The 20,453-nt window shown below is 56.4% G+C and carries 20 protein-coding genes and 1 pseudogene; 6 read left to right on the top strand and 15 right to left on the bottom strand.

All coding sequences use genetic code 11. The features are described 5' to 3' along the window. Nucleotides 1-251: 251 nt before the first annotated feature. The 4 genes from HMPREF0577_RS09105 to hemC form a co-directional block, all read right to left on the bottom strand. Entirely contained in the window at nt 252-1,154 is a 903-nt protein-coding gene (locus HMPREF0577_RS09105; protein WP_004013557.1) for a hypothetical protein, read from the bottom strand. Nucleotides 1,155-1,190: 36 nt separating this feature from the next. Continuing rightward, nucleotides 1,191-1,904, bottom strand: a complete 714-nt coding sequence (locus HMPREF0577_RS09100) for a hypothetical protein (RefSeq protein WP_248613780.1) — start codon at nt 1,902-1,904, stop codon at nt 1,191-1,193. Between the two features lie 17 nt (nt 1,905-1,921). Next, nucleotides 1,922-3,196 carry a chymotrypsin family serine protease gene (locus tag HMPREF0577_RS09095; RefSeq protein WP_004013555.1) on the bottom strand — a complete coding sequence of 425 codons (1,275 nt, stop codon included), beginning with the start codon at nt 3,194-3,196 and terminating at the stop codon, nt 1,922-1,924. 293 nt (nt 3,197-3,489) lie between these two features. Continuing rightward, entirely contained in the window at nt 3,490-4,572 is a 1,083-nt protein-coding gene (hemC, locus tag HMPREF0577_RS09090) for a hydroxymethylbilane synthase (protein ID WP_004013554.1), read from the bottom strand. A gap of 275 nt (nt 4,573-4,847) precedes the next feature. Here hemC and HMPREF0577_RS09085 point away from each other — a divergent pair, with 275 nt between their 5' ends. Together HMPREF0577_RS09085 and HMPREF0577_RS09080 are read left to right on the top strand one after the other, a co-directional pair. Further along, on the top strand, nt 4,848-5,045 hold the full coding sequence (locus HMPREF0577_RS09085; protein WP_169757470.1) for a type II toxin-antitoxin system HicA family toxin: 198 nt from the start codon (nt 4,848-4,850) through the stop codon (nt 5,043-5,045). Next, nucleotides 5,038-5,409 carry a hypothetical protein gene (locus tag HMPREF0577_RS09080; RefSeq protein WP_004013551.1) on the top strand — a complete coding sequence of 124 codons (372 nt, stop codon included), beginning with the start codon at nt 5,038-5,040 and terminating at the stop codon, nt 5,407-5,409. The genes HMPREF0577_RS09085 and HMPREF0577_RS09080 overlap by 8 nt, the downstream gene beginning before the upstream one ends. Nucleotides 5,410-5,684: 275 nt before the next feature. On the opposite strand, the gene HMPREF0577_RS09075 is transcribed toward HMPREF0577_RS09080, so the two are convergent. Then, the gene (locus tag HMPREF0577_RS09075) at nt 5,685-6,005 is read right to left on the bottom strand and encodes a hypothetical protein (RefSeq protein ID WP_004013550.1); all 321 of its coding nucleotides are present in this window, start codon (nt 6,003-6,005) and stop codon (nt 5,685-5,687) included. A 14-nt stretch (nt 6,006-6,019) separates the two neighbouring features. Next, complete coding sequence (locus tag HMPREF0577_RS11690; RefSeq protein ID WP_169757468.1) at nt 6,020-6,484, bottom strand: hypothetical protein; 465 nt, start codon at nt 6,482-6,484, stop codon at nt 6,020-6,022. A 135-nt stretch (nt 6,485-6,619) separates the two neighbouring features. Here HMPREF0577_RS11690 and relB point away from each other — a divergent pair, with 135 nt between their 5' ends. Further along, nucleotides 6,620-6,784, top strand: coding sequence for a type II toxin-antitoxin system RelB family antitoxin (gene relB, locus HMPREF0577_RS09065; RefSeq protein WP_248613779.1), 165 nt, complete (start codon nt 6,620-6,622; stop codon nt 6,782-6,784). Here relB and HMPREF0577_RS09060 read toward each other — a convergent pair. Together HMPREF0577_RS09060 and hemE are read right to left on the bottom strand one after the other, a co-directional pair. Further along, nucleotides 6,774-8,432 (bottom strand): protoporphyrinogen/coproporphyrinogen oxidase, encoded by a 1,659-nt coding sequence (locus HMPREF0577_RS09060; RefSeq protein WP_004013547.1) that lies wholly within the window; start codon nt 8,430-8,432, stop codon nt 6,774-6,776. The genes relB and HMPREF0577_RS09060 overlap by 11 nt on opposite strands. Nucleotides 8,433-8,616: 184 nt before the next feature. Then, complete coding sequence (hemE, locus tag HMPREF0577_RS09055; RefSeq protein WP_004013545.1) at nt 8,617-9,699, bottom strand: uroporphyrinogen decarboxylase; 1,083 nt, start codon at nt 9,697-9,699, stop codon at nt 8,617-8,619. Nucleotides 9,700-9,852: 153 nt separating this feature from the next. Between hemE and HMPREF0577_RS09050 the strand changes: the two genes are divergently transcribed. From HMPREF0577_RS09050 to hemQ, 3 genes are all read left to right on the top strand, one after another. Next, nucleotides 9,853-11,160 carry a glutamyl-tRNA reductase gene (locus tag HMPREF0577_RS09050; RefSeq protein WP_004013544.1) on the top strand — a complete coding sequence of 436 codons (1,308 nt, stop codon included), beginning with the start codon at nt 9,853-9,855 and terminating at the stop codon, nt 11,158-11,160. A gap of 9 nt (nt 11,161-11,169) precedes the next feature. Beyond that, complete coding sequence (locus HMPREF0577_RS09045) at nt 11,170-12,489, top strand: ferrochelatase (protein WP_004013543.1); 1,320 nt, start codon at nt 11,170-11,172, stop codon at nt 12,487-12,489. A 67-nt stretch (nt 12,490-12,556) separates the two neighbouring features. Beyond that, complete coding sequence (gene hemQ, locus HMPREF0577_RS09040) at nt 12,557-13,342, top strand: hydrogen peroxide-dependent heme synthase (RefSeq protein WP_004013542.1); 786 nt, start codon at nt 12,557-12,559, stop codon at nt 13,340-13,342. A 220-nt stretch (nt 13,343-13,562) separates the two neighbouring features. Here the strand turns inward: hemQ and HMPREF0577_RS09035 are convergent. From HMPREF0577_RS09035 to HMPREF0577_RS11685, 7 genes and pseudogenes are all read right to left on the bottom strand, one after another. After that, nucleotides 13,563-13,790: pseudogene (locus HMPREF0577_RS09035) on the bottom strand (M48 metallopeptidase family protein); the annotation flags it as partial. A gap of 21 nt (nt 13,791-13,811) precedes the next feature. Next, nucleotides 13,812-14,846, bottom strand: a complete 1,035-nt coding sequence (locus tag HMPREF0577_RS09030) for a LacI family DNA-binding transcriptional regulator (protein ID WP_036342803.1) — start codon at nt 14,844-14,846, stop codon at nt 13,812-13,814. Nucleotides 14,847-14,922: 76 nt separating this feature from the next. After that, nucleotides 14,923-16,656, bottom strand: coding sequence for a glycoside hydrolase family 13 protein (locus tag HMPREF0577_RS09025; protein WP_004013537.1), 1,734 nt, complete (start codon nt 16,654-16,656; stop codon nt 14,923-14,925). 105 nt (nt 16,657-16,761) lie between these two features. Next, on the bottom strand, nt 16,762-17,658 hold the full coding sequence (locus HMPREF0577_RS09020) for a carbohydrate ABC transporter permease (protein ID WP_004013535.1): 897 nt from the start codon (nt 17,656-17,658) through the stop codon (nt 16,762-16,764). Next, a complete protein-coding gene (locus HMPREF0577_RS09015; RefSeq protein ID WP_004013534.1) occupies nt 17,655-18,638 on the bottom strand; it encodes a carbohydrate ABC transporter permease in 984 nt (327 codons plus the stop codon). Before HMPREF0577_RS09015 ends, HMPREF0577_RS09020 begins: the two co-directional genes overlap by 4 nt. Before the next feature lie 143 nt (nt 18,639-18,781). Further along, on the bottom strand, nt 18,782-20,077 hold the full coding sequence (locus HMPREF0577_RS09010; RefSeq protein WP_004013532.1) for an ABC transporter substrate-binding protein: 1,296 nt from the start codon (nt 20,075-20,077) through the stop codon (nt 18,782-18,784). A gap of 129 nt (nt 20,078-20,206) precedes the next feature. Then, nucleotides 20,207-20,453: hypothetical protein (locus tag HMPREF0577_RS11685; protein ID WP_211204931.1), on the bottom strand; the 247-nt coding region annotated here is incomplete at its 5' end.

The raw sequence follows: 20,453 nt of genomic DNA, 5'->3' as shown, positions 1-20,453 counted from the left end.
CCGCTCGTTTCGAGCCGTACCGCTGGACAGCCAGAGAACGCGGGCATTCCAAATACTGTGCATACCCCTAGTCTAGGCCATTCCTCCGTTGTCTCCTAGTTCATGAGGTGCCATTTGGGGTTTGTCGCGTTTTGCCGATTACCCACGCCCTGGCCTATTTGGAGCGGCTGGCGGCCTGGAGGTTCGCCATCTCCCCGCTGCGTAGCCAAAAAACCGGGCCGCGCTACCTGGGGGTGGACAGTTCGCTTGAGTCAAAACTCCGAGTAGTAGATTAGCTGGCTGTATTTCTTTTTTATTAAGGCTTGCACATTGAGTTCCGGCGGATTAAGCTTTGAAATAAATTCTGGCGGTGTCAGAACATAACCATCATATGGCTCCTTTATATCGGAGCGCAAACGGAAATTGAGCATATTCTTTTCCTGGTCGTAATCTATAGAGTGAAAGTCACGCAAGAGAAAGTTGGTTCCGGCCAGGTCAATCTGTATATTCCGGTAGGCCAGACATATCTGTTCTAGACTGTTTTTTACATATTTGATTCGTATCTTTTTACCAGTTTTTGTGAGCAGATTTGCCATCTTGGCAACACCCGGTTCGTTATTCAGTCCTAACTTAGAAACAACTTGATCCCATGACATCTTATTTTCGGCGGGTTTTCCAGCCAGGGAGAGTCCAAAGTTAGAAGAAACATCTTGATGAATCTCAAATCCGACTTTATCCGGTTGGTAAACCTGAATTAGCTGAGCTAGAGTATCGTTCAGCTCGTCTATAGCCTTTTGGTCTTTAGCCTTTACTTTTTGTTTGATTTCGTTGAACCAAGCTTGACTTTTAATTTGTGGTATAGTCGAGTCCCAAAGCGGTGATCCATACAAAAAAGAGTTAAATTCTGATGGTTTTGAAGACCAATACATCCTGACGTTTCCGAGGCACTTCATCACTTCCCGTGCAGACAAATCCCCATCATAGTTAATACCCTTTTCATAAATATACGGATACGCCAGCTCAATCTGCCTCTTCCCATCCCCTGCAGTGAGCTTCATTTCCACAGAGCCGTTTACACATCCAACCAGCGTCAATGCTGCGGCGAGTATTATCGGTAATACAAATATTTTTCTCAAGATAAACTCCAATGTCATCCCGGAGTCGACCAAAACCATACTACAGTATTTTCACTTCAACGCTTAAAGCTGGTTTCAGTCGAACTCAGAATAATAAATTAGTCCTTTATATTTGGCATTTATGAGCTTTTCAAAATCCCAAATATTGGGATTAAAAGCGGATATGCGCTTATCTTCGGGGCTGAAATCTCCGCCGATTAATGGAAGAATCGCCCGTCTATACAGGCTAAAATTTATCATATCTTTTTCTCGATTAAAGGAAACTTTATACTCCTTCTTGTTCAGATACCACAAATTGTCGGCATCAACCATAAACTTCCTATAGGCCAGACACAGGCTTTCCAGGCTATTCTTTACATACCTAACCTTAACGGCTTGCTCGCTACTAGGTAACAGATTTACTAGTTGCACTACACCTGGTTCATCCTCTATACCCAGATTCTCTAGTATTTCTTTCCAACTCAATACCTCAGCCTTCTTGTTACCCACCAAATCCATGGCAAATGCGTAAGGGTAAGTACGTAATGAAAAACTAAATCCAACCTTATCAGGATGATAAGCTTGAATGAGTTGATGTAACGTGGTAATTACCTCGGTAATAGCATCCGAATTGCCCGTTTTAACTTTTTCGGCGATTGCAGATAAATCTCCCTCATATCCAACACCTTTTTCATAAAACCAAGGATAGGCAATTTCAGTTTTCCTCAACTTCACCTCAGTCGATGCTTTAGTAATCGCTACATTATCAGCACATCCACCCATTAAAACAGTCAAGGCAAGAATTATCACAGCTAATGTCTTTCTCCTCATGATGTCGCTATCCGGCTGTGAGTTGTGTTAAGTAATGCCTCTATATCTGTGTAGTATATTTTACTACGACTAGCACGAAAACCAGTTACAGTACCTAGGGCATAGACTTGGCTGGAACTATTAGTATAGGCAAACACGGGCGAACCTGAATCGCCACCTTTTAGAGTATCTCCATTAGCGATAATCACAGTTCTCAAGTTACAGTAATTAACCCCGGCAAGCCAAGCACATCCTGCAGTGTTGCTGGTTTCATCATGTGTGACACCTTTGTATGTTCCGACGAATTCCCGGTTGCTCTTTCCGGCGGATATGCCAATGTTCGCACCTACAATTCCACCCCCAGGCAGAGAACCAATAACACTTGCATACGAACTGCCGTTTCCTCTAAAAATAGTATGGCTATAATTTGCTCCAGTCAGCATAGCAATATCCAGGTTAAACGGTGCTTGTTGCATATAATTTGTCACCGCGTAACCCACATATTTGTTGCCGTAATACCACCTGCTTCCAAGTATAGCGCTATGACCGGCTATAGTCATATAATTCTGTCCACTGTCAATGTTCTGTACTTTGAATCCCAGAGAACACCTATCACCGTTATAAGTGGGTAAACCCCCACCGGCAAAAGGAGGTCTATCATCATAACGATTGCCCAGTAACTCGAATGGTTCCGAGTATGTAACATTAATCAACGCATCAGACTGTAGCGCGTCCAAAATCGCTGCCGGAGCGGGTTCCTCCATTTCTACATCCAACATTTGAGTTTCCGTGTTAATCCGGTAAAACATATACACCCTATGCTGCTCAGCCAGCCGCTTTGCTTTCACGAAACGCTGACACAACTGCGCCACCGAAACAAATCCAGCATCAGCCTCAGGCTCTACTCGCAACTCATCCCCACCGGCACTACGCGCACTGCGCAAACCAGCATCCACAGCCCGCACCTCACTACGAGCCACCGGAACCACCGGATTCTCCACACTCCGAGCGAAACCCACCGCATCGGGATGCTGACGGTACACCTCAGCCAAAGCACTCACATTCGCCCGTAGCCTAGATTCCAACGAATCCACCGACACATCGCGAGCCTCACGCGTCTCCCCCTTCGCCTTAAAAAACGAAGACGCATCCAAGCAAAAATCCAAATCACTACTGGAGATACTCCCATCCCCAGACTCGTCATTCTCCGCACTAACCCCTGTCACCGGCACCGCCATCAAGGCCAATGCCTCGAACAGAGGAACCACCTTACGCAAAATTCCTGGTAACATCACTTTTTCCTTCCCCAAAATAATCTAAGGTCTGATCCATTACCAACCTGTACTAAACTGCTGCCAGCCTCCGACTTCCCTGTCCAGGCAACGCTCCCAGCAAAAGCAACTGCAACCATTGTAACCTAGAAAATCGCCACTACCACAGCCCTTTTTCAAAGAAAACCTTGAGCCGAAGCGTTTATGCGGGTAGAACGAATCCGCACCCCAAAACCCGACACCGGTACCAATCTGCTTGGAGCTATCCCACGAATCTTCCGGTGTATCGCGAACGGATAATACCCTGTTTCACCTTAGAACTGTGTCGTCCCGGATTCCTTGGCGGCCTGGAGGTTCGCCATCTCCCCGGCGCCGTTGGCCAGCAATTCTGTGGCTAAATCCACGCCGAGTTGCTCGGCGGCGGCCAGGGCGAAATCCCGCTGGTCTGCGTCGGTGCCCAGCAAAACCGTGGTTTCCCCGCTGACTTCAACACTTTCCCCGTTGTCTCCCACCACTCGGGCACGCAGCTCCAGAACTCCGGCCAGCAATTCTGTGGCGTTGTTTTCCCAAGTCAACTGGCCGCGCACCCCCAGGGGGGCGGCGCACCCGGCCTCCAGGTAGCGCAATAATGCCCTCTCCGCGCTAACTTCCAGACGTGTCGGCTCATCGTCCACAATTCGCAGGGTTTGCGCCAAAATCCGGCCTTCCTCCGCCGCGAGTCCATCCGCGACGGTTTCCAAGGCGAGTGCGCCCTGACCCCCGGCGGGCAGAATAGTTTCCGAGAGGTCATCAGTGGCCACGTCTTCGACGCCCAGGCGGCGCAGCCCGGCGCGCGCCAACACGACCGCATCCAGGTCTTCCTTGGCGCGGCCTTGATCCAGGCCGATTTGCTCGGCTCGCGTCCCGAGTCCCCGCACGCGACCAATCCGGGTGGGCACATTGCCGCGAATATCAACTAGTGAAAGGTCGGGACGCGCGGCGGCCAACTGACGCGCGCGTCGTGGCGAACCCGTGCCCACCCGCGCGGCGGCGGGCAAATCCGCCAAACGCAACCCGTCGCGAGCCACCAGCACATCGGCGGGGTCAACCCGCGCCGGGATGGCCGCAACCACCAGGCCGGGAACCTCCACGGTCGGCAAATCTTTCAAGGAATGCACCACCAGGTCACAGCGCCCCTCAAGCAGTGCCACGCGCAGCGCGGCGGCGAAAACCCCCACCCCACCCAGGCTGGACAGTGAAGCGCGGTTCGTATCCCCCTCGGTGACAAAGGTTTCGATTCGCACCGCGAGGCCGCGTTGCTCCAGGTCAGCGGCCACCATCCGGGTTTGAGTCAGCGCCAGTTTCGAGCCTCTGGTACCAATCACCAGCGGCCGCTGCGCGCTCCCAATCATGTGCATAGTGCTAGTTTAAACCATTCCCCCGGGCGTGGCTATTTCATGAGGTGCTGGCCAAAGACTCTGGTGTAATCCGGTTAGCGAACCCGCCAAACAATCCACCGTCCAGGCCGCCTTGCTGAGTGCGAATGCCGCCAGGGGCACGGCTTACGGGATGAAACTTACTTACACTATTGTTTACTGTTGGGGCGACCACGGTTGGTCGTTTTAAGCAAAAACCGTACGCACCTCCCGCCGGGCGGTAGACAGGTATAGTTTAGGGGGGCTAAACTTGTAGGGTGACTAAGCCTATGAAATACCGTAAACTGGCGGCTTTGCTTCGCCAAGCGGGTTTCATCCCCCGACCGGGCAAAGGCGACCACGAGATGTGGCGTAACGGTTCAACCTCGGTGGTAATCACGAAAACCTGCGAGGTGTCACCAAAGGTGACCCGCGACGCGCTCAATGCTATAGAAAAGGTGAAGGGCTATGAGTGAGCTGAATGTGACCGCGACCCGCTGGGAGGGCGGCTGGGAGCTGGAAATCGGACCCGACCAGCACACTTCGGTGCGAAGCCTGGCTAAGGCTCGCCAACAAGTGGTGGACTTCTTGGATACTGTAACCCCAGAGGTCAATCACAGCACCTGGACAATAAACATAATCCCCTGCCTTGGGGGCTTGGAACAAGCGGTCAGAGCCGCCAAACAATCCACCGTCCAGGCCGCTTTGCTGAGTGCGAATGCCGCCAAACAATCCCGCAACGTGGCTCGCCAACTGCGCAACCAAGGCTACACGGTAGCAGACTGCGCCGTTATCCTGGGGGTAAGCCGATCCCGCGTCTCGCAACTCGTGAATTCCTAAACGGTGTCCTACCGGAAACTGTGAACCCGCACCGGCGCCTACTTCGATAGCCGCTTACTTCTTAACGTGGCCGCCATCATGACGGATCTCAACGCAGCTGACTAGGGTATTTCGCACTAACCAGTTCAAACGCGACACTAAAGCGCTGTTCAAAAACACTACGATGCCACGAAATTAGCCCCCGGCAATCGAGGCTCTCTGCGGACAAAACCGCGCCGTGCTACTGGTCGCAACCTAGGAGTTATATTTTGCCCAGCTTAATAGGTAAAAGAGCTTTAGGCAGGTACGGCTATCTTAGTTTTTAGGGTTTCGACAGTTTCCAGAAATACGTGGTTTACATCTTCCCTGGCATGTGACATGTATTCGATAGTTTCTTGTAACAGCTTGCTGGGAATCGTGGCTCGCAGAGTCGCGGCGATGTCTATGAGCCGGTAGACCTTGTCGAAGCAATCCTCGCCCCAAGTGTAGGCATCCAGGAACCAGTATTTAGACTCGGGAACCGCATCCACCAGGCACGCCGCCAAACGACCCAGCAGACTTTTATCACCAGTAGGGTCAGCCAAGTCCGCAATAATCTCGGTCGGATACGCGCGCATAAGATGATTTTACCTCACTTTTGACGTTTCTGTCCTACAGGAATTTCAACCCCATTTACCCAGCATCGCACGCCTCTGCCTTTAATGGGAAAGAAGTGCAGACTTCGTGTCGGGTCAAGCCCCGCAATTATTGGAAACTCCAGGCGAACTAACACCCCATCGTATGGAGACATGAACACTAGGTTATGACCAACCAAATCCGGATTTTGCGCCAACAGATAATAGTAAGCCTGGCGCAGTTTTTCCCGCTTCCAGCCGGCGGGAAACTCTGTGTGTCTCGACTTACCTCCACCGTCTTTTAAGCATCCACTACCGTGTCCACCGATGAAATGATCTGCGTTACGGTCATATACTCCAAGTATGGCAACCTCATAAATATCTTCGAAAAGTGGAACCCGGCAGTTATATTTTTGTGTCCAGGCTGGCAAAGCTGGCCAACCAGCAGCTCGTTGGAGCATCTCATAGTTGCTTTCAGGCACAGGTTGAAGACTATCATGTACTGGATTTTCCCTTAGTCACCGCGTGCGCCCTTAACGGTGGAAAACTGCCTGGGCTGCATTATACGAACAAGATACGCTAAGCCATACAATGTACTATGAATGGGGGTGGGTGTGATGGCTTTTTCTATTCGCCTGACCGCAGCAGAAAAAGACTTGGCGACCAGCTATGCCCGGTTGCAATGTATTTCTGTGGGCGAAGCCTTTAAACAGGCTCTGTTTGAGCGCATCGAAGATGAATATGATTTGGCGGCGGCGCCCCGCGCCTACGCTACTGGTTGAATCGCAAGCCGTGGGCGACCACGGCAGTGATGCCGGTGCCCGCCACCCAGGCGCCCTCTAAATCCAGGCCTTCGACCCGCGCCGCCGCCGCCTCGATTTCGCGGATTCGTGCCCGTTCGGACAAATCCGGGTGGGTCATGGCGTCGCCCCAAAACACTCGTCTTGAATCCAGGATTTGCGACTCATGAAGCCGCACCCCCAACATCCGGGAGGCATCAGCGAGCGCGCGTTCCACGGTAATCCCATAGACGAAGCCCTTGGGGTCACCCTCGCGGCCATAAGAGATTCGCAGCACATGCGTGTGCGGGGCGGCGCCGACCATCGTAGAGGGCCATTTGGCGGAATAGTGCGTAATCGCCTTGGCTTGCAGGGCTGCGGGGTCGCCGGCGGGAGGGGGGCCGACCAACATGCCGGAACCGTGCGGGGTGCAATCCAACTCGGGGCTGTTCACCGCCAGGGTCACGTTCATCACCGGAGTGCCGGGGTGGAGCTCAAAGCCGGTGGTCAAATCCCCGATGGCCTCTAATGCGCCCGCGTCAAAACGCACCGAAGCATCCCGCCCGGCACGCTGGGCGTGAAACCGCAGGCGAAGCATCGAGGCCGCGGCCGAATTGAGAATCCTCAAGGCCGGGTTGGCGGGTAGCGCCACGACCACGCGGTCGGTGGCCAGGCCAAACGCGTTGCCGCTTTCTGCGGGCGGGCCGCCGGGGATTTTCCGGTTCGACACGGTGTGTTTGCACCACACCACCCAGCGGGGGTTGTCTTGGCCAATGCCGGCCTCGAGGTGCAGGGCGCGCACGTGGTTGTCGATGCGCCCCCCGGCCGCAAGGATTCTTTCGACCAGGGCGTCTACCAGGCGAAACATGCCCCCGCGCGGCATCATTACCACGGGGCGCTTCGGATCGCGGGTGGCACGTACCGCCCCGGTCAGGCTGCCTTCGCGCGCGAGGGCTTCCAAAAGGCCGGGGGTGACTTTGCGCGGGTCTAGCCCGCTGGGGTGGGTGGAGTGTATTCCCCCGGCGAAGGGGGTGACGAAGGCTTCGAGGACGGCTGACCCCAGGCGCGCGGTGACCAGGTCGGCCAGGTTGGTGGCATCCGCGCCGACTTCGGGGGGCAGGGTGAGGTCTTCGCGAGCCCGCGCGACGGCTTGGGGCCCGGCCACGGCGGTGAGGCTCTCGACGAAAACCGGGTCGTCGAGGTCGGCTGGGATTCCTAGTGTTCCGAAGGGAATCCGTACGGGCGCACCGCGCCGATGATCCCACACCCACGAGTCACTCACGGGTGGCACTGGTTCTAGCCCCAGTTCCCGACACAGGCCGGTTACTTCGGGGGTGCGCGTGGCGTAGGATTCCGCGCCGATGTCCACAGTTGCCCCGCCGAAAACCCCGGAGCACACCAGGCCGCCGGGTCGCCCGCGTTCTTCGAGTATCAGGGGTCGCAAGCCCTGTTTGGTGGCGGTATACGCGGCGGTGAGTGCGCCGAGTCCGCCGCCGAGGATTATCATGTCGAAACCCTGGTCTGCGAGCGCGCCGGCTTTGGTTTCAGTGGGCTTGGTATCTGTGCCCTTTCCATCCGCTGCGGGCGCGGTTGCGGTTGTCTGGTTCGGCTCGGGGTGTTGCGCCGGGTTGGTCACGGGGGTTCCTTTCATGAGGTGCCATCTGGCTTCACTGGCTTATTCTCTTAGTTCCCAGTTTGTCACATTCCCCGCATCCTCGCCGGGAAAACCAGGCCAGCCCCTCGTGAAAAGTAATCTCAAAACCGGGTCACACGGATACCATCCACTCCACCCGAATAACTGGTCATTGTTCCCCAAGCCGGAATGTCTCCGAAATTCAGATTAGTACCGGCCGCCAGGCGTGGACGCGGGCTACCAGCTCGGTCAACAATCCGGGGTCGGTTTCGGGTTTCACTCCGTGGCCGAGATTGAAAATATGCGCCGGAGCCGCCTGCCCCGCCTGGAGAACCTTGTCAGCTTCTGACCATATCTTTTCGGAGTCACTTTGAATCAGTAACTCGGGGTCAAGGTTGCCCTGTAGGACTGTTTCGGGCAGGCGCGCCGCCGCCGTATCCAGGGAAATATCCGTCCCGACCGACACCACATCAGCAGTCTCCCCCAGCGCTTCCAACAGGTGTGAAGCCGCGACTGCAAAGTTGACGTGGTTGACACCTTTCGCGGCTTCGAGAGCCATCCGGGTATAGGGCTGGGCATACTCGCGGTACTCCGATTCCGTCAAGACTCCAACCCAGGAATCGAACAGCTGCACCGCTTCGGCTCCGCCCCGGATTTGGGCGGCCAGGAATTCCCCGGACAGGCGGGCGCACCAAGTGGCAAGTTTTGCCCAGGTTTGCGGCTGGCACCTCATGAACTCGCGCGTCCGTAAACAAGCGCGACGTTGTACCTTCGACACCCCGGGCTGTCCCGATTCAATCAGGTACGAGGCCAGCGTGAACGGCGCCCCGGCGAAACCCAACAGGACTTTTTCGAAGGCCAACTCGCGGCGCCCCAACGCGGCCGCATCCTCGATCACCGACCAGTCCGAAACCTCCAGTCCCACCAGGCGCTCCACGTCAGCCACCGAGCGTACCGGCGAATCCAAAACCGGCCCGATTCCGTCAACCATGTCAATTCCCACTCCGCATAAATACAAGGGAATCACAATATCAGAAAAGAACACTGCCGCGTCGACGTCGTGGCGGCGCACCGGCTGCAGGGTAATCTCGGCGACCAAGTCCGGGGTGGTACAAGCCGTCAGCATCCCCACCCCAGCGCGAGCCGCGCGGTATTCCGGCAGGGAGCGGCCGGCTTGGCGCATGAACCACACCGGGGTCTGGGCGGGACGAACTCCCGCTAGGGCCGCCCGGAAAGGGGAATTAGACAACATCGGGGTGTTTAAAAGGACTGTATTCGCCGCCATAATCCCAGTTTAGCGAAACCCCCAACCCCGCCGTCTAATAACACATATAACCCCAGTTCAAACCGGGTTTACAGCGGCACACCCTCAGCTTAGGCAAAGCTTTGATACTGACCATATGGCCATAATTAAAGCGTTTAGCTAGTATGTTTGGCGATGCCATTCCAACTTTACACGGTAAACCACCTGACCCACGCGATTTCCCAGGTTGCGCGCGCCGCTGACCTGGTGCAAACGCATACCTCGGAGTGGCGCGACACCCCGGGGGTGCATTCCCTGGTCTCTTTGGTGACATGTAACCGCGTGGAAATCTATGTTTCGGCCGAGCCCCAGATTCGACTCGTGCCGCTTGATGGAACCGATTTGAACTGGAATTATCTGGAAGGGCGGGAAGTCGCCGAGCATCTGTTTAGGGTGGCTTCCGGCCTGGATTCCATGGTGGTGGGCGAAGCCGAAATCGCCGGCCAGGTGCGCCGCGCTTTCACCGCTGCCCTCGACCAAGGCACTATAAAAGGCCTGATGATAAAGATGTTCGAAGGCGCGTTGGCGACCTCGCGGCGCGTCGCCACCCACACCGAGCTAACTGGGTTGGGTCGCTCGGTGGTATCCGTCGCCCTCGATTTGGCCGCCCGGGACTTGCCCCTGACTGTTCATGAGGTGCCACCCGCCAACCCCGCCGCAACACACACATCACCGCTTGACGTGGTTGACGAAAACCCGACCGGCGTGCCCTCTTGGCAAGGCCTGAAAGCCCTGCTGGTCGGCACCGGAGCCTATGCCGGCACGGCCGTGGCGCAACTGCGGGCGCGCGGCGTGCGCGACATTGCCAATATTCAAACCTCGCGCCGGGTCGTGTCTTTCGCCCAAATTCACCGCACCCGCGTGGTGGAACCCGAGGACACGGTGGCGGCGCTACAGGAGGCCGACCTGGTTTTGGCCTGTCGTGGTTTAGGCTCCCCGGTCTTGTCAGCCGACCAGGTCGCGGCGGCCACCCCAAATCGCCGCCGCCCCCTGGTAATCCTGGATCTTGCCCTACACGCCGACGTGGATCCGCGAGTCCACCAACTGTCGGGCGTGAAAATGTGGAACCTCGAGGATATCCGTGCCCACGTCCCCGCCCTGGCGATATCCCAAATCCAGCGCGCCAATGAACTCATTGAGGAAGGCCTCGCGGATTATGACGCGGCAGTGGCCGCGCGGCACATGGATCCGGTGATTGTGCGGCTGCGTGCCTTGTTCGAGGCAGCGGCTTGTGAAGAAATCGCCGCCCTGCCCCCCGGCGAAACCGTCGCCCGTGAGGATGCGGAACGCGCGATTTGGCATGTCGTCAAGAAACTGGCTCACACCCCGACGGTGTCGGCGCATATGGCGGCTGAATCCGGCCTGGGTTCCCAGTGGGTGGATGCCCTGGCCACCGTGTGGGGTCTAACCCCAGAAGTTTTAGAGGATGCGTTCAGCGGGTAAGGTAGAGTAATGTACGATGTTTCCCCCTACGATGCTTTAATGCTGGTCAGCTATGGTGGACCCAACCGACCAGAGGATGTGTTGCCATTTTTACGCAACGCCACCGGCGGGGCGGGAATCCCCGATTCTAGGCTGCGTCAAGTGGGACGTCACTATGAACTGTTCGGGGGACGTTCCCCCATTAACCGCCGCAACCAAGAGTTGCTCGCGGCTTTGCGTCACCGCCTGGGCGATAACCTGATTTACGGTATCGGCAACCGCAACTGGCACCCGTATTTCACGGAAACTCTCGAAGACCTCGCGCGGCGCGGGGCGCGCCGGATTTTGACGCTGTTCACGGCGGCCTACACGTCTTACTCGGGATGCCGCCAATACCGCGAGAATCTGGCGGCGGCTCTCGCCTCATTCCAAGAAAAACACCCCGAAATAGAGTTAACGCTCGACCGGGTGCGGCCTTTCGCGAATACGCCGGGTTTCGTAGCCGCTAATGTGGCGGCTGTTCATGAGGCGCTAGCCCAGCTAGCCGACTCACAGTCGAGTCCCGCCGGGACTGTTCCCCCGAAAACCCACCTGGTTTATGTGACGCATTCTATTCCACTCGAGATGGCCAGAAACTCGGGGGGACGGGTTTCTGAAATTGACGTGGTTGACGAAAATGGGGGCTTGTCGGCATCTCGGATGGCACCTCGTGAACCCGAAGCCACCCCGGGGGACACCAAAGCGACCCACAAACCCGCCCTGTTCGACGACCGCCCCCACCCCGAAGGGCACTCGACCCCGCGACACCCCGAACTTGACCCGGACACCATAACCGGTCTGGCGCAAGTCACCAAACAACAAGACTGCCTCGGGACAGGCTGGACATACCTGGCGCAACACCTCGCCATCGCCAACGCCATCAACCGGCAACTGCGCGCCGGCGGCCTGCAACTGCCCTGGTCACTGGCATTTTGTTCCCGCTCCGGGTCGCCACATCAACAGTGGCTGGAACCCGATATTAACGACCACCTCTCTGACCTGCAGGTATCTGGCATCCGCAACGTGGTGGTCGCCCCTATCGGTTTTATCTCTGACCACATGGAAGTCGTGTTTGACCTGGACACCGAGGCCGTGCAAACCGCGCGGGAAGTCGGCCTGAACTATGTGCGCGCCGCCACCGCCGAATCCTATCCGGGGTTCCTCGACCAACTAGCGGACTTAGTGGCGGAACGCGCCGCCCTGGCACGCGGGGAGCACCCCGAACTGATAGTGGAACCCGGTACCTATCCCGCCCTGGGTGAAAACTGCGGGGTGGATTGCTGCCGCTACCCGCGCCATCTGCACGGTTAAGACTCTCGAAACGCACTAGACTGGAAGCTAAAACCGCATTCATTTCTAGCGTCTATAAGGAGTAAACATGGGACACCCCGGACACATCCCCGCACACGTACCAACCGCCCCGGAAATTACCGGCGACCCGCGCGACTACGCGGTCGACTATCGCGAGGTCAACGCGCGGGAAAACTATTCCCTGCACATGGTATTTAAGCGCACCCGCCCGCTGCCCGATGACGCGGAGCATTTGGGACGCATCAAGGCACGCCTGGAAGAGTGCCTGAAGGGCACCGTGGTGCGCGGCTGGTATGACGTTTCCGGTTTCCGCGCGGACGCGGATTTGATGATTTGGGCACTGGCCGACAACCCCGAGGCGCTGCAGGCCGCCTACCGCCGGGTCGGTGCCCTGGGAACCTGCCACGGACAGCGGGCCTTGCTGGAACCCGTGTGGTGTGCCATGAGCCGCCACCTGCCCGCCGAGTTCAACGAGTCCCATCTGCCGGCGTGTTGGGGCGGCTTTGCGCCCCGCAAATACATGACGGTTTATCCTTTCGTGCGGTCTTGGGACTGGTATTATCTGCCCGCCGCCCGGCGCTCCGCAATCTTGAAGGAACACGGCCTGAACGGCGCGGATTACAACGATGTCGCGATTTCCACGCTGGCGGCTTTCGCCCTGGGCGACTGGGAATGGACCGTAACCCTGGAGGCCGACAAGATGGATCGGGTCATGGGCGTGTTGCGCAAACAGCGCGAGGTCGAAGCCCGCTTGTTCGTCCGCGTGGACACGCCGTTCTACACCGGGGTGCGGGTCGAACCCTGGGAGTGGGTCGATTTGCAGCCAACTGCGCCGCGCGACGAAGTCGCATAACGGCGCAGTCCCAGGCGTGGAGGCACTTCGGCGGCGGTAATGATTTGCCGCCGCCGGAACTCCTCTAGTACAACCTGGTGGATTCCTACGCTAAGTAGTCTCGCTGGTTTTCGTTTTTCGCGGATTCATGAGGTGCCTGCCGGGATTCTAGACGTAAAGCGACATATTCAAACGCGCACCTCATGAACCCAAAACACCCGGCCGAACCCCTAACGCGAGCCTAGGGTTGGCGCGAATTCAGTTCCCGGCGCAAAGCCCGCGCACCCGGCAGATGCGCGCCCAGCAGCGCATGAAACTCCGGGCCGTGATTAGAATGAAAATAATGCGTCAACTCGTGCGCCACCACGTATTCCAAGAACTTCGGGTCGCGCGCGCTCAACTCCAGGTTAAACGTCAACGCGCGGGTATGTGGATTGCAAGAACCCCACCGGGTTTTCATTCGCCGAAGAGTCGCACCCCGGCAAGCACCTCATGAAGCCGGAACCGACGCAACCCGCGCACACGAACTGCGCTCCGTAAGCACCCCCGGCAACAGATTATCCGTCGGCGTAAACGGCGCAAACGCCCGGTTACGGTGCATCGCCACCAGCAACTCACCCGCACGCCGCCCCATCAACACCCGATCCGGCGAACACTCCGTAAACGCCTGACCCGCAGTGGAACCCGGATTCACTATCTGAGTCAAAGAAAGAATGGAATAATCCCGGGGACACTGGCGACCCTGCAGCCGACACGCCAACCACAAAGCCTCTAAAGCCAAGGAATTATCCCCCATCACCGCCGTGTAACCACCCGCCACGCCCACCTGGGAAGCGTAATACACGCCCGTCTCGAAACTGACCGGACACCACACTATCTCGCCCTCCAAGTCCAACCGCTGATAACAATCGCGCACCGCGTCATACAAAAGCGCCCGGGAATGAGTTTTCTGGATTTCACTGGTTTCATCTCGCAACAAACACAAAATCCGGCGATGCCCCAGCTGGTGCAAATAATTAGTGGCACGCCTAGACATGTCATCAAAATCCGCATCCACATAAGGCGCGGCGTTCTTCCGCCCCGAACGCCCAATCAACACGGTGGGCAGTTTATGCTCCAAAAGCAACAGTTCCCTCGGATCATCCTCGGTGACATCCATCAACACCATGGCGTTAACCGCCCCGGAAGCAGCCAAACGACCCAGGTAATCCTGGTCAGCCTGACGCGGGGTGGGCAAAACCAAGGAAGTACCACGTTCCTGAAGATAAGCCCCCAGCCCATCCACATAGTCCAAGTCGCTCGTCGACAAAGACTCACGCCCCATCGTGAAATGAATCCCCACCGTGTGCAGCGAGCGCGAAGCCAAGGCTTTCGCCGCCGCATTAGGGGTATACCCGAGCTCCCGCGCCGCCTGGAGCACCCGTTGGCGGGTATCGTCTGAAACCGGCCTGTCCCCATAGAGAGCATAAGTAACCGTCGAAGACGATACGCCCGCCAACCTGGCCACATCAGCTCTGGTTGCCAAACATACCCACCTTTCCTGTGTGATTTCGGGAATCCAAGTACAGAACCACCCTAGCACACCCGGTTGAAAACGACACCTAGTGAACCTCCAACCACACCGCCCCGTCGGCCGGCAGCAACTTGTCCTGGTTCCACGCGGCACCTGTCCGACCCACCTGTGGATTCGAGGCGACGACGATTGTGCCCATCGCCGGCAGCGGGTGGTCACCGTGACTTGTATTCACCGCCACCACGGTGTTCCCACTGCGGAAAGCCAAGAGCCCCGGCTCGGTGTCAAGCCATTCGATGCACTCGGCCGTCCCCAAGGCGCGTTCCCGCCGGGCGACGAGCGCCTCCCGGTACAGGTTCAAGGTGGAATCCGCGTCGGATTCCTGCAGGTCAACGGCAAGTTCGCGGTATTCCGGGGGGAACGGCAGCCAAGTTCGGGGACTGGTCGAGAAACCCAAGCTGGTTGCGGTGCTGTTCCACGGCAGGGGAATCCGACACCCGTCACGGCCGCGAACCTGGTGTCCGGTTCGCTTCCAAGTCGGGTCTTGGCGCAGCGTGTCGTCCAGGGTCGTGTGATCACCCAAACCGAGTTCCTCGCCCTGGTACAGATAGGCGCTGCCGGGCAGGCCGAGCATAAACAGGCTGGCCGCCCGAGCCCGCTTCCGCCCCAAAGCCACATCCGGCTGTGGGTCATCGATGCCAATTCCCATAGACAAATTGGGCAAAGGCTCGTCATAGCCATACTTGGAGGCGTGGCGCATCTGGTCGTGATTGGACAGCACCCACGTCGTGGGGGCTCCCACCGCCGAGTTCTCGGCCAAGGATTCCTCGATGATGTGGCGCTGACGCGGCGAGCCCCAATGCGACAGCAAGTACTCGAAGTTGAAGGCCTGGCTCATTTCGTCTTCGCGCACATAGAGAGCCTGGCGATGCAGGGTGGGCACCCAGCTTTCGGCCACCATCATGCGGTCACGACCATAGTGTTCATCCAGGAAATGCCGCCAGCGCCGGTAGATTTCGTGCACCCCGTCTTGATCCCACATTGGACCGGAAACCGGGGTTTCTTGCCCATTGCGCAGCCGTTTTTCCCACACTTCCTCGTCTACCGGGTCGTCGGGGAAACCGGCCGCTTTGACCAGGCCGTGAGCCACGTCGACCCGAAATCCATCGACCCCTAAATCCGACCAGAAACGCAGGTAGTCCAGGAACAGTTTGTCTACCTCGGGGTTCTGCCAGTTCCAGTCGGGTTGTTCGGGTGCGAACAGGTGCAGGTACCACCAGCCGGCATCCTCAGGCAGTCCCGAGTGGGGTTGCACTGGTTCCCAGGCACTGCCCCCGAATTCGGAACGCCAGTTATTGGGCACCCCATCCGGGTTGTAGCGGAAGATGAAACGTTCCCGTTCCGGGGATTTAGGGCCAGCGGCGAGAGCTTCCTGGAACGAGGGATGCTGGTCGGAGCAGTGGTTGGGCACCATGTCGATGATGCATTTCATGCCACGAGAGTGAATCCCCGCCAACAGTTTCTTGAAATCATCCAGGGTGCCGAAAAGGGGGTCAATATCAAAATAATCACTAACATCGTATCCGGCGTCTACCTGGGGCGACTTGAAAAACGGCGAGAACCAGATAGCGTCTATGCCCAGGCGTTTGAGGTAGTCGAGGCGTTCGATAACCCCGGGTAAATCGCCCATGCCGTCGCCGTTGCCGTCGTTGAAGGAACGCGGGTATATCTGGTAGATAACGGCCGAACGCCACCATTCGTTCGCGTCTTTACGTGGTACGGCGGGGGCAGCTGGCGATGTGGTTTTGGGTTGCGGATTCATGAGGTGCCTTTCTGTGTTTTGAGGTTTTTTCGTGATTGGTGTCCGGTCGGGGACAGGGATTGTTGGGTTTTGGATAGTGGGGAATGGATTGTGAACACACCTCCGTTACTTCAGGCTTCCGGCGGCGAGACCAGCGACGATGCGTCGCTGGAAGAACAGCACCAGCAGTACCAGGGGAATCGTCACCACCACACCGGCCGCCATTTGTGAACCGTATGGGGTTTCGAACTGTGAAACCCCACCGAATTTAGAGATAGCTACCGGAGCGGTTTGAATATTGGGGTCGTTTATCATCGTGACGGCAATCAGGAATTCGTTCCACGCCGAGATGAAGATCAGAATGGCGGTGGTGAACATCCCCGGGGCGGCCAAGGGCAAGATGACACGGCGGAAGGCTTGGGCTGGGGTACAACCATCTACCATGGCCGCCTGCTCTAGTTCGGCGGGCATCATGCGGAAGAAAGAGGTGAGGTTCCACACGGCCAGTGGCAACGCGAAGGACAGGTTGGGCACAATCATGGCCTGGTAGGTGTTGATCCATTCCCAGTCGGTAAAGAGTTTCAGCAGGGGCACTACTATTGCCACCAGCGGGAACATGGAGGTAGCCACCACCAGAATCAGGATGACTGATTTGCCGCGAAATTCGAGTCGAGCCAGGGCGTAGGCGGCAAAGGTTGCTATCACCAGGGCTATCACCGTGGTGACAGCCGACACGATGGTCGAGTTAATCAGGGCTTGCATGAATCCACGGCTGGGGTCGAACACGGCCTGGTAGTTTTCTATGGTGAGTTCGCGCGGCCACAAGCTGGTTTCAAAGATTTGGGTGGGTTTACGCAGCGAGGAAACCAGCATCCAATAGAAGGGTGCGAGACAATACAGGACAATAAGTAAAATCCCAATCCAAGAGAAAATCAAGGATAATAGCTTGCGCTGTTTGACTCGCCTTGTTCTGTCCGTAGTGTATTGGGAAATATCGGGTTGCGCAGTTTTTAGGGTATTCATTTAACGGCTCCTTTGTGGGAGTTTCGGCGGAATAACCGCAGTTTCGTGGGTGATTTATGTTCGCTGCCTGAGATTATCTCAGCATCAAATATCTTCACGAAGGAAATTGCTATTATAAACACGTAGAGGAACAGAATAATCGCATTAGCGGCCGCCGAGCCGTAACGTAAATTAGAGGCCTCGTCTTGCACCAACATGGATAGGGTTTCCACGGAACCTTTGCGAGCTCCGATTAGAATGTAGGGCAAATCGAACATCCTCAAGGCATCCAGGATACGGAACAGTACTGCCACCACAATGGCCGGCTTCGCTAGGGGCAGGGTGATAGAAAAGAAACGGCGTATCGGCCCGGCTCCATCTAGCTTCGCGGCTTCGTAAACCTCGGAAGAGATTACCTGCAGCCCAGCCAGAGCCAACAGGCCGATAAACGGCGAGGTTTTCCAAATATCGGCTATCATTACCGCCCACTTGGCGCTCCAGTTACCCGCAGACCACAGGATATCGGTGCCGAAAAGCGCATTTGCGGCTCCATGCGGATCAAATATCCATTTCCACAAGATAGCCGAGACCGCAGTGGGTACCGCCCAGGGAACCAGAATCGCCGCCCGCACCAGGCCGCGTCCCCGCATGGCTCGGTGCATAATCAGAGCCATCCCAAGGCCGATAACAGTTTCGATAATAACCGTGACAAAACCAAACAGGGTGGTGTTGCCCAAGGCAATCCAAAACCGAGTATTTCCGGGATTAAAAATATCGGCATAGTTTTGCATCCCCACGAATGGAGCCGTGTCATTCACAAACCCGGTTTCCGGGTCAAGCCCGGGGGTGCCAAAAAGAGAAGACCAGACTGCCGCCAGCGAAGGCCACACAATCACAACAGTGATTAAAAGTAAAGTCGGAGCCACTAGGATTCCTGCTAGTCGTCCAGCGGATTTAGCGCGCTGCGACTTAGCTTTATTCACAGGGACTTTGATTCCCACGATAAAACTCCTTGAAAAGATTGATTTAATGCGAGTCGGGTCGACGCGAGTACCAACACTGGGTTCCCCGCTCGCAACTCTGAGGATGTGGGGTGGAAAGCGAGCTAAGTCTTAGCTCGCTTTCCACCTGCGGACTGTGAGGATCAGTCCTTTAGTGACTCAAGCTTCTTTTGCAGATCCTCCAAGGCATCCTTGCTGGATTTTTCGCCTTGCAACGCCGGATAAATCGCGTCTTGAATCGCCGCCGTTACATCCCCGTACTTGGCGACCTGCGGGCGCGGCACTGCGTTCTTGATGGATTCCGCCAAAGTCGGCAAGTAGGGATACTGTTTGACGCTCTCGGGGTCGGTATAGAGCTTGTCATACACCGGGGCGAGGGATTCTTCTTTCAGCAGATACTGCTGGGATTCTTCGCTAGAGAACCACTTGACGAAGTCAAGGGCAGTAGCCTTGTTCTTGCAATAGGAAGAAATCCCGACGTTGTGTCCACCCAGGGTAGATGCCCCCGGGTGATCGCCCATCGCCGGCAGCGGCGCCACCCCGAACTTGCCAGGAATGGCTTTTTCATTCAAAACATACTGGTACGGCCAGTTGCGATAGAACAATACCCGACCGGCTTCGAAAGCGGCGCGGCCTTCCTCTTCCTTGTAGGTCAAGGCTTCCTTCGGGATGAAGCCACTCTTGAAGCCCTCTACCAGATAGTCCAAGCCCTTCTCGGCTTCGGCACTGTTCACCTTGGCTTTGCCGTCCTTGTCAAAGAAAACACCACCACCAGCGTTGATTGCCTCGGAAATGTTACAGGTTGCGCCTTCGTACTTGGCTAGCTGTCCGCCGTAGCAACCGATGTTCTCGTGCCCGGGCAGTTTCCGGACGGCTTCACACTGGGTTTTCATTTCATCCCAGTTCTTAGGCGGTTCGGTAATTCCCGCTTCTTTCAAGAAGTCAGAACGGTAGTACAGCATGGCACCATCCGAAGAAAACGGCACGGCGTACATATTGTCCCGGTACAAGCCGGTTTGCCACACCGGACCAAAGAATTTGTCTTCGGGGAACTGATCCTTTGGCAGGGGCATCAACATTCGGTGCGCCGCGAACTCCCCGACCCAAACCACGTCCACGCTCTCCACGCAAAACGCATCAGACTTGGTTTGGGCATTGTTAATCATGGCCTGGCGTTGTTCATCCGGGGAAGTCGAAAGTTCAATAAATTTAACTTTCTCGTCTGGATGTTTTTCATTCCACTTGTCCAACAAGCCTTGCATTTTCGCGGCATTATCCTTGCCTTGCACATAAGTTATGGGACCGTGGCCACTAAAATCGCCGTCTTTGCCTCCACTCGCGGTACTAGCCCCACCGGAAGAACCGCCGGAAGAACATGCCGCCATACTGATTACCAGGCCGGAAAGGGCCAGACCTGCCAGCAATTTTTTGATTCGCATTTTTAAAAAGCTCCTTCGCCTCGAGTTGCCAATGGCACCACGCGCATCGACGCGCGTCAATGCCGTAAACCCTTTCAGTATAGACCTCTAAAGTATTCGAAGTCATCAATTTAGTAATTGTTCAGACAATTAATCAATCTCAGAACCACCCCACCCCCACCCGTCTTTCCCGCCAACAAGCCAAAAAAGCCCCCGGAAAACCACCACCCGCACGCCGCCCCAAAACCAGACCAGAATCCAAATGGGTGGGGTTATCCTTGTTTTGTTGACATTTAGTTTGTCGGGTTTTGCTCGGCTGGAGAGATTGTGAACTATGTCTGTAAGGAAAAGATACATGCCGGAGTTTCGGCGTGATGCTGCCTCGCTGGTGATTGAG

Origin of the sequence: Mobiluncus mulieris ATCC 35243 (genome assembly GCF_000160615.1) — a bacterium.
Taxonomy (GTDB): Bacteria; Actinomycetota; Actinomycetes; order Actinomycetales; family Actinomycetaceae; genus Mobiluncus; species Mobiluncus mulieris.
This window is presented reverse-complemented; position numbering and strand designations above follow the sequence as displayed.

Excerpts from the sequence above, each read along its gene's own strand:
- HMPREF0577_RS09105 (WP_004013557.1), bottom strand. The coding sequence starts at position 1,154 with ATGGTTTTGGTCGACTCCGGGATGACATTGGAGTTTATCTTGAGAAAA.
- HMPREF0577_RS09045 (WP_004013543.1), top strand. The coding sequence starts at position 11,170 with ATGTACGATGTTTCCCCCTACGATGCTTTAATGCTGGTCAGCTATGGT.
- HMPREF0577_RS09075 (WP_004013550.1), bottom strand. The coding sequence starts at position 6,005 with ATGCGCGCGTATCCGACCGAGATTATTGCGGACTTGGCTGACCCTACT.
- HMPREF0577_RS09095 (WP_004013555.1), bottom strand. The coding sequence starts at position 3,196 with ATGTTACCAGGAATTTTGCGTAAGGTGGTTCCTCTGTTCGAGGCATTG.
- relB (WP_248613779.1), top strand. The coding sequence starts at position 6,620 with ATGGCTTTTTCTATTCGCCTGACCGCAGCAGAAAAAGACTTGGCGACC.
- HMPREF0577_RS09025 (WP_004013537.1), bottom strand. The coding sequence starts at position 16,656 with ATGAATCCGCAACCCAAAACCACATCGCCAGCTGCCCCCGCCGTACCA.
- HMPREF0577_RS09010 (WP_004013532.1), bottom strand. The coding sequence starts at position 20,077 with ATGCGAATCAAAAAATTGCTGGCAGGTCTGGCCCTTTCCGGCCTGGTA.
- HMPREF0577_RS09050 (WP_004013544.1), top strand. The coding sequence starts at position 9,853 with ATGCCATTCCAACTTTACACGGTAAACCACCTGACCCACGCGATTTCC.
- HMPREF0577_RS09080 (WP_004013551.1), top strand. The coding sequence starts at position 5,038 with ATGAGTGAGCTGAATGTGACCGCGACCCGCTGGGAGGGCGGCTGGGAG.
- hemQ (WP_004013542.1), top strand. The coding sequence starts at position 12,557 with ATGGGACACCCCGGACACATCCCCGCACACGTACCAACCGCCCCGGAA.
- HMPREF0577_RS09020 (WP_004013535.1), bottom strand. The coding sequence starts at position 17,658 with ATGAATACCCTAAAAACTGCGCAACCCGATATTTCCCAATACACTACG.
- hemC (WP_004013554.1), bottom strand. The coding sequence starts at position 4,572 with ATGCACATGATTGGGAGCGCGCAGCGGCCGCTGGTGATTGGTACCAGA.
- hemE (WP_004013545.1), bottom strand. The coding sequence starts at position 9,699 with ATGGCGGCGAATACAGTCCTTTTAAACACCCCGATGTTGTCTAATTCC.
- HMPREF0577_RS09060 (WP_004013547.1), bottom strand. The coding sequence starts at position 8,432 with ATGAAAGGAACCCCCGTGACCAACCCGGCGCAACACCCCGAGCCGAAC.